This is a genomic window from Paenibacillus sp. FSL F4-0122 (genome assembly GCF_038002845.1).
GTDB lineage: Bacteria > Bacillota > Bacilli > Paenibacillales > Paenibacillaceae > Paenibacillus_AQ > Paenibacillus_AQ odorifer.
In genome coordinates this window covers 1,901,956-1,918,302 of record NZ_JBBODI010000001.1, presented here as the reverse complement: position 1 = coordinate 1,918,302, position 16,347 = coordinate 1,901,956, and the positions used below count along the sequence as shown (strand labels likewise).

Genomic DNA, 16,347 nt, shown 5'->3' with positions numbered 1-16,347 from the left:
GTATGAAATAGTGAATCTTCGGATTTTAGCTGTATTCTGTACAACTAAAAACTCGAAATTTTGCTTAGAGGCGAAAAAACCAAGGAAATAGTTGCACCAAATACAGCTATATCTAATGGTGGCGTGATGCGTGAAAAAATAGTTGTATGAAATACAGTTAAACGTGACTACCCTTGCACCAGCACCAGCACCAGCACCAGCACCAGCACCAGCACCAGCACCAGCACCAGCACCAGCACCAGCACCAGCACCAGCACCAGCACCAGCACCAGCACCTATATCACTACGAGCGCCTAGCACCTACATCACTAGGAGCACTTAGCACCTACATCACTAGGAGCACTTAGCACCTACATCACTAGGAGCACCTAGCACCTATATCACTACAGGCACCTACACCAGCACCTACATCAGTACCAGCATCTGTACCAACGTCTGTGGGCCTGCACCATCACTTTTGCCATTCCTTTCCCTTCGTCTCTCTTTTGCGTCTAAACATTGCCTCCGTTACTGCTCAATATGTTTATTTAGAGGGTGGATAGATTTGTCGGACGCACAGCGGATTTTTTGTAACTAGGTAAGCAAGTACATCAATAGGACAGTGTGGTCGAAGCAGTGTTGGATGTGATCTGATTCTTGCGGAACTCGGATGGGGAGACCCCGCTAAGTTTATTGAATATGCGGTTGAACTGGGAGAAACTGTTGAATCCGCATTGCCCGGCGATCTCGGAAATCTTCAGGCGGGTGTAAATCAGCAATTGCTGGGCATTACGGACCCGGGTCATCTGAATATATTCTGTCAGCGTGGAGCCGGTAATTAACTTAAATTGGTGTGATAAATAATAGGAGCTGATAAAGAACTCTTTAGCGAGGAAATCAAGGGATAACTCGCTGTTGTAATGGCTATGGATGTATGCGGTGATCGAGTAGATTTTTTGCATAATGGCATTTCCGATCTCCTCTGGGACATAGCTGTTCTGATCCCTGCGCTGGTATAAAGCACATAGAAACTGTTGGAAAAGGCTGTGAATGAGTACTGGATTTAATGGTGAAGTGCTGTGTGATAAGGTGAAGATAGCGTTAAGAGGATCAAACACGGCTTTGCGCAACTCTTTTGGCAAACGGTAGATCGGTATTTCTTCCCAAAATGAGAGAAACATACTTTTGTAAGCGTTCTCTAAACCGGGTATATCCTTGGGCATGGCGAAGTTTATGATCAGCCGCTTAAATGGCGGCCCTTCCGGATATTGTGTCTTATGCATCCGATAAGGACGCAGGAGCACGATGTCATACTGCTGGAGGGCGCAGACATTCCCATCGATAATATGAGTGGCTCGGGAATCCATTAAGATATGAATCTCGTAAAAATCATGAAAATGCTGAAACTCCATATTGATATCGTGAGAACGCTGGTCATAATCAAAATAGTAAAAAAGGGGATCAACGGGCGTGTTGATACGTACGCTATATCCTTGTTCGTACAGTAAGTCGCTTTCAAGCAAATGCTCTCACCGCCTTATTCTGTAATATGCACTTATTATATGTTCAGAAAAGCAAGATTTGCAATATATGAGGGTTATTACAGCAAATATAAAGTAGTTTTTGTATGGAATGGTTTGATATATTACGGGTGAATGGAACTAGCCAACATGAGGGAAGACCCAAAATGGCAGGCGAAGGGGCGGAAAACAGATGAACAACAGCCGGATTAGTAAAGTTGAGATCATTGAAAAGCTGAACCGCGTGACGGATAAGCTGCTGAAGCTGGAGCGGCCGGAAAACGAAGCCGAACTGCAAAATTTAGGGGAGGATGCGGGACGACGGGGGTATTTTGCTCGTGATTTTGGCATGGAGGAATGGGATTGGCCGCAGGGAGTGGGGCTTTACGGACTTCAAAAGCTTGAGCAGCATTTCAAGGATGAGCGTTATCAAGAATATGCCAAGCTTTGGATGAGCAAGCAGCTGGGCAAGGGGCTGCCGAGCCGGAATATCAATACAACAGCGCCGTTGCTGTCATTGATGGAACTGAAGGAAGCGGAGGAATTAAGCCTGGAATGGGTACAGTGGTTGATGCATGGCCTGCCGCGGACGAAGGAGTCTGGTTATCAGCATGTCACAACAGGAGCGAGCAAGGATGAAGTTACGCTCAACGATAATGAAATCTGGATTGATACGTTATTTATGGCTATTTTGTTCACGGCAAAAATGGGTGTGAAATACGATAATTCCGCATGGCGGCAAGCGTCGCTTTACCAACTGCTGCTGCATATCAAATACCTGTTTGATAAAAAGACAGGGCTGTTTTTTCATGGCTGGCATTTTGGCGGCCGGCATAATTTCAGCGAAGCCTTCTGGTGCCGGGGTAATAGCTGGTTTACACTCGGCCTGCCTGAATACCTGGATTTGATGGGGCCGTATCTGGACAGTGGAGTGTTTGAATATCTTCAACAGATCCTGAACGCACAGGCAACAGCTTTATTAGCCTGCCAGAGCGGAGATGGATTGTGGCATACGCTGCTGGACGACTCTAGCAGTTATGCTGAAACGTCAGGCTCAGCAGCTATCGCAGCGGGTATTTTGCATAGCGTACGCAGGGGGTTGTTGCCGGAATCGTATGCAGGTCATGCCCTGAAAGCGATCCGGGCGGTGCTGGACAGAATTGACGATGAAGGCACGGTGCTTGGTGTATCCGGCGGTACTCCGATTGGTGCTGCAAAAGAAGATTATAAGCAAATCATTATTGCCCCTATGGCCTACGGGCAGGCCATGGTTTTAGTCGCACTAGGTGAAGCGTTACATTACTGTTGAGGTTGAGTAAATAGCTAAGGCGAGAGTCAAAAAAGCTGGAGAAATATTTGCTTGTAACTTCGCTGGTGCTTGGAGTATACTATTTTCGGGATGGTTAAGCGCTTACCTTGAAGGAGGATAAGCAAACATGGTAAATCCGATCGTAGTTGGCATTATTGGGGCAGGCAGAATTGGCCGGCTTCATGCAGATAATCTGCGTGTGATGCCGTCGTTTAAGTTGAAATCCATTGCGGAGGCTGTGGTAAGTGAGGAATTGCTGGTCTGGGCAGAGAGCCGGAATCTTGGCTCTGCATTTGTGAATGGGCAAGACCTTCTGAATGACCCTGAGATCGAGGCTGTGTTTATCTGCACACCTACGGATACCCACGCCTCATGGATTGAGCTAGCAGCCCGGGCTGGGAAACATATTTTCTGTGAAAAGCCGATCAGCCTGTCGTCAGAGTTTACCCACCAGGCACTGAAGATAGTGGAGGATGAGGGTGTATTGCTACAGGTCGGCTTCAACCGGCGAATGGACCCTAGCTTCCGCAAACTTAAGCAACTGGTTCAGTCAGGAGAGCTAGGCAGTCCACATGTTGTGAAGATCACATCACGTGATCCGCAGCCTCCGGGTGAGGCTTATGTGCGGTCTTCCGGCGGGATGTTTATGGATATGACGATTCACGATTTTGATATGGCCCGTTATCTGATGGGTGAGGAAGTAACAGAAGTTTATACCCGAGGTGCCAATCTCGTTGATCCGATGTTTGGGCGCTGCGATGATGTGGATACAGCTGTCATCACGCTGACCTTTGCCAGTGGCGCAATCTGCGTCATAGATAACAGCCGTAAGGCTGTATATGGTTATGATCAACGTGTAGAGGTGTTCGGTTCCTGCGGCTCAGCCACCGCCGACAACTGCCGTCCAACAACTGTAGAGGTTTCAACCGCTGCTTCGGTCACACGCGATCAGCCGCTTCATTTCTTTCTCGAGCGGTATAACCAGGCTTTCGTGGAAGAGGTTACCGCATTTGCCCGGGCAATCCGCTTGCAGGAGCCTATCATTTGCAGCGGGCTTGATGGGCAACAGGCGGAACGGATTGCCGAAGCCGCTAAGGAATCCTATCTTACCGGGCTTCCGGTCAAGTTGTCTTCTTGTGCCGGAGAGGGAATATCGGCGACACATGCTTTGTAAGCGGATGCAGATGCTGAAGATGGGGGAGGTCTGTGAAGATGTCCAATCTAATCATAAAAGCCGGAGCACCCGGCAAAGATGGACTTGTAGCGGCAGTTAGCAAGGAGAGCGCTGGATGGGAGTATGTAGGTTTTGAAGTGTACCAGCTGCAGGTTGGGGATACGCTGAGCCGCAGCGCGGAAGGGAATGAAATCTGTCTGGTGCTGCTGGCGGGCAAGGCGGATGTGAGAGCAGGCGCCCAGTTGTTCACCGGGATCGGTGAACGTATGTCTGTATTTGAGGATTTGCCGCCGTATGCGGTGTATATTCCGGCGGGAGGGCATTATGAAGTTACGGCCTTGACGGAGCTGGAACTTGCGGTTTGCTTTGCACCAGGAACGGGCAAATATGCGCCACGTTTGATCGCTCCGTGCGATACTGTGGCGGAAGCCCGCGGTTCTGGCAGCATGTCACGGCGAGTGGTCAACATTTTGCCTGAGCAGAGTGAAGCAGAGAGCCTGCTGGTTGTGGAAGTGCGTACGGGTGGCGGCAATTGGTCCAGCTATCCTCCGCACAAGCATGACTGTGACAATCTACCTGCTGAGTCTTATCTGGAAGAGACATACTACCACCGGGTTAACCCGGCTCATGGTTTTGTAGTGCAGCGGGTGTATAATGATGACCGCAGCCTCGATGAGACGATGGCGGTGTCTGACCGCAGTATTGTATTGGTTCCGGAGGGCTATCATCCTGTATCGGCACCGCCGGGTTATGATTCTTATTATCTCAATGTGATGGCAGGTCCGGTCCGCACATGGGTTTTTCATAATGATCCGGAACATGAATGGCTGTTCGAGATGCAGCAACACCAGAAGGATAAGAAGGAATAGTGTAGCAGCACGCACGAAAAGGGGGCTTCCGCAAGGCGGAGGCTCCTTCTTTGTGTCGATGTATTGACCAAATGTTCGCCACAGTAACAGAGTCCCTTGCACCGCTTAATAGACACTGTCAGAAGAGTTCCTTATAATCTAGGTATAGGATTGATTGTACGAACGTAAAGGCGGGCTCACTAACGATGAAACCTACGATATATGATGTGGCACGGGAAGCGGGAGTCTCCATCGCTACGGTGTCCAAGGTGTTGAACAAGAACGGGAGAATTAGCGATAAGACACGGGAGAAGGTTCATCGGATCATGGAGGAGCTGAATTACCAGCCGAGTCTGGTGGCCTCTGCGCTGACGAGTCGCCGAACGGGAACAATCGGGTTGATGATTCCCGATATTTCCAACCCCTTTTTTGCTGAGGCGGCCCGAGGTATTGAGGATTATGCTCAGGAGCAGGGAAGCGACTTAATTGTATGCAGTACAGACCGGGATGATGAGAAGGCGGCCCGGTATATCTCACTGCTCCTGCGCAAACGGGTGGACGGTATAATCATTGCTTCTCATACAGGGAATCCGGATATGGTCCGCCGCCTGCTGGCTGATCACGTGCCGCTTGTGTTATTTTCGGCTGATATCCGGATGATGGAGAGCAACAGCGTCACGGTGGATGACTATAAGGGAGGCTATCAGGCGACAGAATATCTGTTGTCCTTGGGCCATCGCAGGCTCGGCGTTATCTCTGACAATTTACCGGGGAGTAAGCTGCGCGTGGAAGGCTTTATGGATGCGCTCAAGGCAGCAGGTGTTGGCTTTGACAATCCGGCTAATCTCACGCATACCTCAGCCACGCTGGAGAACGGCCGCAAAGCGGCTGCCGCGATGCTGGCTCAGGCGCAGGAAGACCGGCCGACCGCAATATTCGCTTGCAACGATCTGCTCGCGATTGGGATATTGAAGGAGGCGCGCAGCGCAGGCTTGTCAATTCCCCGTGATCTGTCCGTAGTGGGTTTTGACAATACAATGCTGGCTGAAATTTGCCATCCTACCTTGACCAGCATTGCTCAGCCTCTGCGTGAGATGACGGAACAGGCGATGATTCTGCTGAACGAATCTATCGACAATCCCGATAGTCCTAAGCGCAAGATCATGCTGATGCCGGAACTGATAGTCCGCCATTCCACTGGACCGGCACCGCATTAGGAAGACACAAACTCTACAAACGGAGTAAGAACGCCGACTCCTATCTGAAGACCTGTACTTCGCTTAGCGGCGAGGAACAGGTCTTTTCTTTGTTTTTTTCTGGTACATGAGTTCAGATCCCAACTTCGTTTAAGTTCAGGATTGCCAAACTCCAATTTCTAAACTATACTAATGGAAATTAGGTTAAGCGCTTAACCCACCCCCGATGATTGTTGTATCTCATTAATCCATTTCACTGAAGTTTTCTCAAGGAGGCGTCATAATGAACGGTTTACAGTTCGATCCTGCACGACCGCTGGATTTAATCGCTGTCGGTCGGCTCTGTATTGACTTGAACGCTAATGAAACCGGAAGACCCATGGAAGAGACACTGACCTTTACCAAATATGTTGGCGGCTCTCCTGCCAATATCATAATTGGAGCAGCACGGCTAGGGATGCGCACTGGCTTTATCGGTAAGATATCCGATGATCAGATGGGCCGTTTTATCCGAACTTATCTGCAAAGGAATGGCATTGACGATAGCCAGGTGAGTGTTGACCAGACTGGTGCAGTGACTGGGCTTGCTTTTACTGAAATAAAGAGCCCTCAGGAGTGCAGCATTCTGATGTACCGGGATCATGTGGCTGATTTGCTGCTGAGTACGGAGGAGATCTCGGAAGAGTATATTCGGAAGTCCAAGGCACTGCTGATCTCAGGTACTGCACTGGCACAAAGTCCGTCCCGTGAGGCTGTGTTTGTCGCTTTGGAGTTCGCCCGCAAGCACAATGTCACTGTATTTTTTGATCTCGATTACCGCCCCTATACGTGGAAGTCAGCCGCAGAAACAGCGGTTTATTATAATCTGGCAGCTGAGAAATGCGATTGTATCATCGGTACCCGTGAGGAATTTAATATGATGGAGAGCCTGTACAATGTAACAGATGCAGATGACGAAGCAACAGTTAACCGCTGGTTCTCGCACCAAGTAAAGCTGGTCGTTATCAAGCATGGCGGGAGTGGTTCAATCTCCTACACGGCGGATGGGCAGAAGCATCGGAGTGGTATTTTTCCCGCTAAAGTATTGAAGACATTTGGAGCCGGGGATTCCTACGCCTCAGCCTTTATTCACAGTCTAATGCGGGGTGAAAGCGTCGGTGAGGCCATGCGCCGCGGCAGCGCGTCGGCATCCATTGTCATCTCCCGCCACAGCTGTTCGGATGCCATGCCAACCTTGGATGAATTGGAAGCGTTTTTATTGTCTAACGAGGAAATCATTTCAGGTGCAGAGTAAGTAGCCGGAGGTTGGAGAGGACACAACTCAAACAACCCCAGATCGAATAGTTATGCAAGATTAGATTACATTCGCAGGATCGCATTAATGAGATGAAGGAGTGAGTAGAATGGCACAGCAAACCGTGCAAGTGCTGAACAACTATATTGACGGGCAGTGGGTAGAGGCGGCTACGGAGCACTTAGAAACGGTATACAATCCAGCGTCTGGTGAGGAGATGGCAAGGGTTCCGCTGTCCAGCAGAGTCGATGTTGATCGGGCAGTGGCGGCGGCAAAGGCGGCTTTTGCAGGCTGGTCCAAGACACCGGTGCCGCGCAGAGCACGGATCTTGTTCAAATATCAGCAGCTGCTGGTGGAGCATTGGGATGAACTGGCGAAGACGATCACGCTGGAGAATGGAAAAAGCTTCAAAGAGGCCTACGGAGAGGTGCAGCGCGGCATTGAGTGTGTGGAATTTGCGGCAGGTGCGCCGACGCTGATGATGGGCCGGCAGCTGCCCGACATCGCGACAGGCATCGAGTCTGGGATGTATCGCTATCCCATCGGTGTAGTCGCCGGGATCACACCGTTTAATTTTCCGATGATGGTGCCTTGCTGGATGTTCCCGTTGGCTATCGCCTGTGGGAATACCTTTGTGCTGAAGCCCTCCGAACGCACACCGCTGCTGGCAGCGCGTTTGGTTGAATTGCTAGAGGAAGCCGGGCTTCCGAAAGGTGTGCTCAATCTGGTTAACGGTGCGCATGAGGTGGTAAACGGCCTGCTGGAGCATCCTGATGTGAAGGCGATTTCCTTCGTTGGCTCACAGCCAGTGGCCGAATATGTCTACAAGAAGGGTACGGCGTGTTTGAAGCGGGTTCAGGCGTTGGCAGGGGCGAAAAATCACTCTATTGTGTTGGCCGACGCGAATCTTGAGGCTTCAGCAACACAGATTGTCAACGCAGCCTTCGGCTCGGCGGGAGAGCGCTGTATGGCTTGCTCCGTGGTAACGGTGCAGGAAGAGGTTGCTGATGAGCTGATCTCCATCCTCCTGCGTGAATGTGAGCAGATGAACATCGGCGATGGCTTGGACGACGACACGTTTCTTGGGCCAGTTATCCGCCAAAGTCATAAAGACAAAACGGTCGCTTATATTGAACAAGGCGTGGCTGAGGGTGCTAAGCTGCTAAGAGACGGCCGGGCGGATGCTGCGGTGCAGGGACAGGGTTATTTTATCGGCCCAACGTTGTTTGATGGAGTGACCCGGGAAATGAAAATCTGGCAGGAGGAAATTTTCGCGCCTGTCCTTGCAGTGATCCGCGTCAAGGATGTAGAAGAGGCGATTGAAATTGCCAATGCCTCTCGTTTTGCCAACGGGGCTTGTATTTTTACGAATGACGGCGGGAAAGTGCGTTATTTCCGGGAAAATATCGAGTCAGGCATGTTGGGTGTCAATGTCGGAGTGCCAGCACCGATGGCCTTTTTCCCTTTCTCCGGCTGGAAGGATTCCTTCTATGGCGATCTGCATGCGAATGGAAGCGACGGGGTTGAATTTTATACACGCAAAAAAGTCGTCACTGCCCGCTGGCAGTAACAAAAACGGCGAAAGGGAGGCTTCACGTGGATACGATTAGATTAACGACGGCGCAGGCGCTGGTGAAATTTCTGAACCAGCAATATGTGGAATTTGGCAATGGACCGGAGCGTTTTGTACACGGTATATTCACCGTTTTCGGCCATGGCAATGTACTTGGACTGGGGCAGGCACTTCAGGAAGCGCCGGGTGAGATGACGGTCTATCAGGGGAGGAATGAGCAAGGAATGGTGCATGCGGCGACTGCCTTTGCCAAGCAGAGCCGCAGACGGCGAATCATGGCCTGCACCGCTTCGGTAGGGCCGGGTTCAGCCAATATGCTGACAGCCGCTGCCACTGCGACGGCGAATCAGATTCCCGTGCTGCTGCTCCCCGGCGATACCTTTGCCACCCGTCAACCGGACCCGGTACTTCAGCAAATGGAGCACACCTACAATCTGTCGATAACGGTCAACGATGCCTTCAAAGCGGTGAGCAAATACTGGGACCGGATTTATCGGCCAGAGCAGCTGATGACAGCATTGCTGAACGCGATGCGTGTGCTGACTGATCAGGCAGACACCGGGGCAGTCACGATTGCGCTGCCGCAGGATGTGCAAGGGGAGGCCTGGGACTATCCACTTGAGTTCTTCCGCAAGCGCATCCATCGGATCGTTTCCCGTACTCCGCATCCGGATGAGCTTGCTGCGGCAGCTGATCTTATTGCCAGCAAACAGCGACCTCTGCTGGTCTGTGGGGGTGGAGTCCGGTATGCAGATGCAGGGATGGAATTACGTGCATTTGCAGAGAAATTCGCCATCCCATTCGGTGAGACGCAAGCCGGAAAAAGTGCCGTGGCAAGCGACTGTGCCTACAATCTCGGTGGCATAGGAGTTACCGGGAATGGCTGTGCTAATACGTTGGCCGCAGAAGCGGATCTGGTGATCGGTGTGGGTACCCGGTTTACGGACTTCACGACAGGTTCGAAGAGTTTGTTCGCCCATCCCGAGGTGGAGTTCCTGACAATTAACGCTTCCCTCTACCATGCCTCCAAGCTGGATGCGCTGGCTGTGGTCTGCGATGCTGCCGAAGGTCTTAGAGCGCTGTCTGCCACGTTGGAGGAGCGCGGTTACCGCACCGCTTATACAGATGAAATTGTAGTGGCAAAAAGGGCATGGGAAGTGGAAAGAAAGCGTCTATCTGACGTGGAGTATACGGTGAATCAGAAGGCAGATCGTCCAGATCGTCCAGATCGTTCTTCAGTTTCCTTCGTGCCGGAAGTTGCCGGACATCTTGACGAGAAGCTATCTGAATATGCGGCGAAGTTGAACACTTCGCTGGCGCAAACACAGGTACTCGGGATTCTCAATGAATATCTTCCGAAAGACGCCATTGTGATAGGAGCCGCAGGCAGCTTACCGGGCGACATGCAGCGGATGTGGAATTCCACTGTGCCGGATACTTACCATATGGAATATGGCTTTTCGTGTATGGGGTATGAAATCTCCGGTGCACTCGGTGTGAAATTGGCGGAGCCGGACCGGGAGGTATATGCATTGGTGGGCGATGGCAGCTATCAAATGCTGCATTCAGAACTAGTGACGAGTCTTCAGGAGAACAAGAAGATCAACGTCATTCTGCTAGATAACATGGGGTTTGGCTGCATCAACAACCTGCAGATGGAGCAAGGACTGGATAGCATGGCGACTGAATTCCGCTACCGGGGCCCGGAAGGTCAGCTGAGCGGCGAACTGATAGGCATAGATTATGCAGCAAGTGCCGCGGGATATGGAGTGAAGACCTTCCGTGCGTCAACGGCTGAGCAGCTGCGTGACGCTTTGAGGGAGGCTCAGCTGCAGGATCGTTCCACCCTAATCGACATTAAGGTGCTGCCCAAGACAATGACACATGGTTACGGAGCCTGGTGGAATGTTGGTGTTCCAGAAGTGTCCGGCAGTGAGGCCGTTCGGGCTGCCCACGAGCAGAAGCTTGAACAGCTTGGAAAGGCCCGCAGTTATTAGTATTAGTAATACTGTGAAACGGAAGGGGTAGAATCGATGATGTTCAAAGAACATGCGGTCAAGCTGGCGATTGCTCCTATCGCTTGGACTAATGATGATATGCCTGAACTGGGAAAAGACAATACCTTTGAACAGTGCATTAGCGAAATGGCGCTTGCCGGGTTTCAGGGAAGCGAGGTGGGCAACAAGTATCCACGCTCTCCGGAACGGCTGCGCCGGGCACTGGAGCTTCGTGGACTTGAGATTGCCAGCGCTTGGTTCAGCGCGTATCTGACTGTGCGGCCATATGAGGAGACAGCGGAGGCTTTTTGCGCGCATCGTGATTTTTTATATGAGATGGGTGCGAAGGTGATTGTCGTCTCAGAGCAAGGGCGGAGTATTCAGGGACAAATGGATACGCCGCTATTTGCTAATAAACCTGTATTCACAGAAGCGGAGTGGGCCGCACTTGCCGATGGACTGGGTGGGCTTGGCCGGCTGGCTGCTGAAAAAGGTATGGCGCTTGTATACCATCATCATATGGGGACAGGGGTGCAGACTGGGGGCGAAATTGCTAGGCTAATGGAGCTCACGGAACCGGAAGAGGTGTCCCTGCTGTTCGATACCGGTCATCTAGCTTTTGCCGGTGAGAATCCCTTAGAAGTGCTGCACATCCATTTACCTCGGATTAAACATGTCCATTTGAAGGATATACGTCCGGAGGTTGTTCAGCGTGTGCTGCGGGATCAGCTCAGTTTTCTCCAGGCTGTAAAAGCGGGCGCATTCACCGTACCTGGCGATGGATGTATATCCTTTGCGGAGATTTTCACCGAATTGGCAAGTTACTCTTATACGGGATGGTTTGTAGTGGAAGCGGAGCAGGATCCGGCACTTGCCGATCCGCTGGAATATGCGATCAAGGCGCGCCGTTATATCAGAGATCTGAGTGGTTTATAGGCCGAGGAGGGCTACCACTTGGTGCTTGGCGGCTGCTCGGACAGATTTATATGCGGGGGTTCACGGCTATGGCTGTGCGCACCTCGCCTTTTTAATGAGCAGGTGTAAAATACGAATGGCTTCGTTGGTCGGGTTCATGTTGTATGTGTTATAATGGCAGCAAATTAGGCGGAAGAGTTTCCATTTCCATGATGGTGCAGCCATATATCTATGAACTACTCGTGCATTAACGGCTAAACCGTGGCCGGGTATCCTAACGGTTATACAGAGGGGGTTATCTATTGTTCCGTTCCTGGTATCGCCGATTACTGCTGTCCTACTTTCCTATTTTTTTGCTTACTGTGACGATACTGATTTTTTCCTCTTTTGTATTTATTAATGATATTTCACGAATGGAAACCAAAAAAGCGGACCGTATCACCGCCAGCTATCTTATGGATAATGTGGACCGAACGATCAAGGAAGCTGAATTGTCAGTGCTGGAGGCTGCTGAACGCAGCGATGCTTATAAACGTTATTTTAACAATCAAGGCCAGATTGATATGGCGACCGTCTACGCTGTTGCCCAGAATCTACGCAACTTGACGCGTGAATCGCCCTATATTCAGTCCATCTATCTTTATGACAAGAGAAATGAAAGCGTTTTAACAGAAACTGGATTAAAGGACCTTTCAGGATTTGTAGACGAGGATTGGATTGGCCGCATCACCTCCGGCTCTTTATCGGAAGGCTGGCAGCCTGTTAGGGAATACAAAGATGAATTTCAGCGTACGTCTATACGTGTGCTTACCATAAATAAAGGTATGCCGCTGCCCTTCGGCTCGGAGGGAGTGCTCGTAATCAATCTCAAGATGAGCGGAATGGAACAGATCGTCGACGGTATGGTCAACGAACAGTTGTCCTTTCTGACCATCTTTGGCGCAGATGGACAGGTGGTCTATCAGGCCCATTCGGACAGTGAAGGTGCCAAGAATGGGAAGCAGTTGAACACTTTATATATGGAAAGGCTTGGCTGGACGTTTTCCAGCGGGATCAAAACGGGCAGTCTATTCAGCTGGGTGTCGGTGATTTCTTACCTTTGGGTAGCTATTGCCTTAGGTACGGTTGTGTGCGCGATTTTTTACCTGATCTATGTTACGCGGCGGAACTATAAACCAATTCAGGTGATTATGAACCGGATTGAAGGCCATCAAATTCGCAAGCTGGACCAATCCAACGACAGACCGGACGAAATGATGCTCATTGACGGGGTGCTGGAAGATCTAATCAACCATATGACGGATTATGATAAGAAAAGCAGAGAGAATCTGCTGTTACAGCGCAGCAAGCTTTTCAACGATCTCTTGCAAAGCGAACGGTTGGACAATGTCGTCCAGCGGATGGAAGAGCTGTCGCCGCTCTCCGGAGCTCATTCCACATCCCGCTTTATGGTTGTGCTAAGCGAAATCAACCGCTACGACAAGGTTTTTCAAGATCGGTATACAAGGGGCGATCAGAACACGCTTAAATTTGCCCTGATGAATGTCTTTCAAGAATTGGCGCGGAGTGCGGAATTGCAGGCTTGGGCGGAGTGGATTGGGACTGACCGGGCGGCAATTCTCTTCCTGACCACAGGAAGTGATGAAGAGATGGCAGAGAAAATCCGTGTATTCGCTGAGGACTGCCGCACCTGGGTGGAGCAGAATTTGCGCCTCTCCCTAAGCTTCGCTATCGGGCCAGTGGCGGCTGGGCCAGGGGAGATTCGCGATTCCTATGCGGCAGCGGAGAATGTGATGCAGCACAAGCTTTTAATGTACGAAGACATCGTTTTAACGGAATTTGGAGAAACGCGCCAGCCGCTTCTTGAGACATTCAAGTATCTACAAATGATTGCTGAGTTTGTTAAGCAGTTCCGGATGTCGAGCGGCCAATGGCGGGAACTGCTGGAAGGTGTTTTTGATGGTTTTAAACAGGATTATTTACAAGATGATGATATTCGCTCTCTAATTCAGGCCATGCTACAGATGCTGAGCCGGGAAGTGGCTGTCATGTCTGAGCAGCTGCAGGATGAGCTGTCAGCGGAAAATGCGGAGAAGCAGCTGAAGCGGCTGGAAGAGGCAGAATCCATAGATGAAATGAAGGGGATTTTGTTTGAGTATTTGACTGATTTATTCCGCACTTATGTTTCTGTCAGTGAGACTAAAAGCTACCGGGCGATGGTAACCGAGATGAAGAACTATATAGAAGAGAATTTTACAAATCCCGATCTCTCCTTAAAGCATTTGAGCGACCGGTTTCAGGTATCCGGCAAATATGCCAGCTATCTATTTAAAACAGAATTTAAAATGAAATTTGTTGATTTTCTAACAGAGCTACGCATGAAGGAAGCCGAAAAGCTTTTAGTGGAAACGGAATGTTCGCTGCAGGATATTGCACTCCAGGTGGGGTATGCGAATGCAATTACATTCGGCAGGGTATTCAAACGAGTATTAGGAATCACGCCGGGTGACTACCGTTCTTTAAAGCGCGGGCGCGGGACCTCCAGACTATAGGCTGCCGACTTTATTAATCCAATAGCAAGTGAACAATAGTTTTTTATAACCGCATCTGTGCACGCCAACCTCTATGATGGGGGCGCGAACACCGATGCGGTCTTTATTTTCACACTTTTGAAAGCGGTTTATTCTACGAAAATGGTTTGTATGGATAAACCGGAAGTCCGATTTTGCTGGGATATGAGCATCCGAAAGAGGTTTATTGTCAGACTGCCGAAATTCGTGAAATACTGTGGGCATCCAGAACAACAAGCGACCCAGTAGCACGGCAGTAAAAAGCATCACGAGCTATGGATTCCGCTGGGGATGGATAGAGTTAAGGCTAGGGGATCATAAATACACCATTAAAGCCTGCAAGGGCGAAGGGGATGGAAAAATGACAGTGAACGTACATCAAGGAGTTCTGAAGAAAGCAATCGGGATCGGATTAACCGCAATAATGGGCGTTTCTCTGCTAGCAGGCTGTTCCAATGATTCTAAAAACAACACAGCATCCGAGGGTGCCGCAGCCGGCGAAAGTGCCAAGCGCGTTACATTAAAGGTGGAAGTGTTTGATCGCGGCAACAGCCCAGCCCCTCATACCATTACCAATAACTACTTAACTAAACTAGTGCAGGAAAAGTTCGGAGATCCGAATAACATTGATGTGGAATTTGTACCTATCCAACGTTCTGAGGAAGTTACCAAGCTGAATGTTTTGATGGCGAGCAATACGGATGTGCCCGATATCGTATTTACGTATGATTCCAGTGTGTTTTATCGGTATGCCCAGCAAGGTGGCTTGACTGATGTCGGAGAAATTCTCGATGAATATGGCCCGAATCTGAAAAAGTTTATTGGCGAGGATACGCTGGCGTTCGGCCAGCTTGAAGGTCAGCAGTATGCGATCCCTGGTAAACGGGCGATCACAGGCCGTTATAGCTCCTACATCCGTCAGGATTGGTTAGATAAATTAGGATTGCCTGTGCCAACGACGACCGATGAGCTGTACACCACTTTGAAAGCGTTTAAAGAAAAGGATCCGGGCAATCTCGGCAGCAAAAACATCCCGATGGGCATGGCACTGGCACCAGCCCAATTCGAGACGTTGATTTTCTCTTTCATGAAGCCGATCAGCGGCGATCTGACCTACAGCCAACGTTATGAGCTGCCGCTGCATGAGGGCTTTAAGGATGCCCTGCAATTTCTTAATAAGCTCTATAATGAAGGGATGATCAGTAAGGACTTCAGTCTGGACGAGGATAAAACACAGTTGGCCAAGGATATCCAGAACGGCAATGTAGGCTACTGGTCGGAGGATGTGGATGTCTTGTTCTATGCCGATGGTACCCTGGATAATCTCTACAAAAATGTAGAGGGAAGCAAGGTGCTGCCGGTAGACGTCTTAACCAACGCCAACGTTGATAACAAGCACATTAAATCCCGGTATGCCTCCAACGGCATGTACATCATGATTCCGAAGAGTAGTAAACGCGCCGTGGAAGCCGTTAAGTATCTCGATTGGATGGCTTCGGATAATAATCTGATTGATATCCAAAATGGCGTTGAAGGTGAAAACTACGACCTGGTAGACGGTATTCCAGTGGCTAAAACAGATGTTTCCCAGGAGTTCGCCGATCGTCTGTTTAATGCTGGGGACATGGCCATTATCTCCAACGGCAAAAACATCGGTGATCAGGCCACTAATGAAAAAGCATGGGCGCTGGGCTTCCCGGAACGTAACCGGGAGATGCTGACTCAATCTATCGCAATCGCCAACGCTGACACGGTGGGTCCGCTCGTCTTCGGCAAGCCGATAGAAGCGGAATCCCAATATGGCACAACGCTTAAAGATAAGCTCAACGTAATTATTGTAAAGACGGCAATGGCCAAACCAGAGCAGTTTGAAGCAGTTTACGAGCAGGAAATGAAAGATTACATGACTTTGGGCGGAACCAAACTGAAAGAGGAACTGGAGAAGTCGTTTAAGGAACTTTCGGCTCAATAA

At 50.1% G+C, this 16,347-nt stretch carries 11 protein-coding genes; 10 read left to right on the top strand and 1 reads right to left on the bottom strand.

The window, feature by feature from the left end:
• Positions 1-590: 590 nt before the first annotated feature.
• On the bottom strand, positions 591-1,502 hold the full coding sequence (locus MHH49_RS08120) for a helix-turn-helix transcriptional regulator (protein ID WP_038568333.1): 912 nt from the start codon (positions 1,500-1,502) through the stop codon (positions 591-593).
• 190 nt (positions 1,503-1,692) lie between these two features.
• On the opposite strand from MHH49_RS08120, the gene MHH49_RS08115 reads away from it, so the two are divergent.
• The 10 genes from MHH49_RS08115 to MHH49_RS08070 all read left to right on the top strand — a co-directional run bounded on the left by MHH49_RS08115 (position 1,693) and on the right by MHH49_RS08070 (position 16,347).
• Entirely contained in the window at positions 1,693-2,808 is a 1,116-nt protein-coding gene (locus MHH49_RS08115; RefSeq protein ID WP_076101196.1) for a glycoside hydrolase family 88/105 protein, read from the top strand.
• A gap of 127 nt (positions 2,809-2,935) precedes the next feature.
• A complete protein-coding gene (gene iolG / locus MHH49_RS08110) occupies positions 2,936-3,982 on the top strand; it encodes an inositol 2-dehydrogenase (protein ID WP_340950214.1) in 1,047 nt (348 codons plus the stop codon).
• Positions 3,983-4,020: 38 nt separating this feature from the next.
• Complete coding sequence (gene iolB / locus MHH49_RS08105) at positions 4,021-4,851, top strand: 5-deoxy-glucuronate isomerase (RefSeq protein ID WP_076101200.1); 831 nt, start codon at positions 4,021-4,023, stop codon at positions 4,849-4,851.
• 185 nt (positions 4,852-5,036) lie between these two features.
• Positions 5,037-6,047 (top strand): LacI family DNA-binding transcriptional regulator, encoded by a 1,011-nt coding sequence (locus MHH49_RS08100; RefSeq protein WP_076101202.1) that lies wholly within the window; start codon positions 5,037-5,039, stop codon positions 6,045-6,047.
• 262 nt (positions 6,048-6,309) lie between these two features.
• Positions 6,310-7,320 carry a 5-dehydro-2-deoxygluconokinase gene (gene iolC, locus MHH49_RS08095; RefSeq protein WP_341138082.1) on the top strand — a complete coding sequence of 337 codons (1,011 nt, stop codon included), beginning with the start codon at positions 6,310-6,312 and terminating at the stop codon, positions 7,318-7,320.
• 109 nt (positions 7,321-7,429) lie between these two features.
• Positions 7,430-8,890, top strand: a complete 1,461-nt coding sequence (locus tag MHH49_RS08090; RefSeq protein WP_339812470.1) for a CoA-acylating methylmalonate-semialdehyde dehydrogenase — start codon at positions 7,430-7,432, stop codon at positions 8,888-8,890.
• Between the two features lie 26 nt (positions 8,891-8,916).
• Positions 8,917-10,890 carry a 3D-(3,5/4)-trihydroxycyclohexane-1,2-dione acylhydrolase (decyclizing) gene (gene iolD / locus MHH49_RS08085; RefSeq protein ID WP_341138081.1) on the top strand — a complete coding sequence of 658 codons (1,974 nt, stop codon included), beginning with the start codon at positions 8,917-8,919 and terminating at the stop codon, positions 10,888-10,890.
• A 39-nt stretch (positions 10,891-10,929) separates the two neighbouring features.
• Complete coding sequence (gene iolE, locus MHH49_RS08080) at positions 10,930-11,826, top strand: myo-inosose-2 dehydratase (protein ID WP_076275640.1); 897 nt, start codon at positions 10,930-10,932, stop codon at positions 11,824-11,826.
• Between the two features lie 281 nt (positions 11,827-12,107).
• A complete protein-coding gene (locus MHH49_RS08075; protein ID WP_341138080.1) occupies positions 12,108-14,357 on the top strand; it encodes a helix-turn-helix domain-containing protein in 2,250 nt (749 codons plus the stop codon).
• Between the two features lie 379 nt (positions 14,358-14,736).
• Positions 14,737-16,347, top strand: a complete 1,611-nt coding sequence (locus MHH49_RS08070; RefSeq protein WP_038574040.1) for an extracellular solute-binding protein — start codon at positions 14,737-14,739, stop codon at positions 16,345-16,347.

Bases quoted from the DNA above. Each gene is read 5' to 3' on its own strand.
- MHH49_RS08115 (WP_076101196.1), top strand. From the start codon at position 1,693: ATGAACAACAGCCGGATTAGTAAAGTTGAGATCATTGAAAAGCTGAAC.
- iolG (WP_340950214.1), top strand. From the start codon at position 2,936: ATGGTAAATCCGATCGTAGTTGGCATTATTGGGGCAGGCAGAATTGGC.
- iolB (WP_076101200.1), top strand. From the start codon at position 4,021: ATGTCCAATCTAATCATAAAAGCCGGAGCACCCGGCAAAGATGGACTT.
- MHH49_RS08100 (WP_076101202.1), top strand. From the start codon at position 5,037: ATGAAACCTACGATATATGATGTGGCACGGGAAGCGGGAGTCTCCATC.
- iolC (WP_341138082.1), top strand. From the start codon at position 6,310: ATGAACGGTTTACAGTTCGATCCTGCACGACCGCTGGATTTAATCGCT.
- MHH49_RS08090 (WP_339812470.1), top strand. From the start codon at position 7,430: ATGGCACAGCAAACCGTGCAAGTGCTGAACAACTATATTGACGGGCAG.
- iolE (WP_076275640.1), top strand. From the start codon at position 10,930: ATGTTCAAAGAACATGCGGTCAAGCTGGCGATTGCTCCTATCGCTTGG.
- MHH49_RS08070 (WP_038574040.1), top strand. From the start codon at position 14,737: ATGACAGTGAACGTACATCAAGGAGTTCTGAAGAAAGCAATCGGGATC.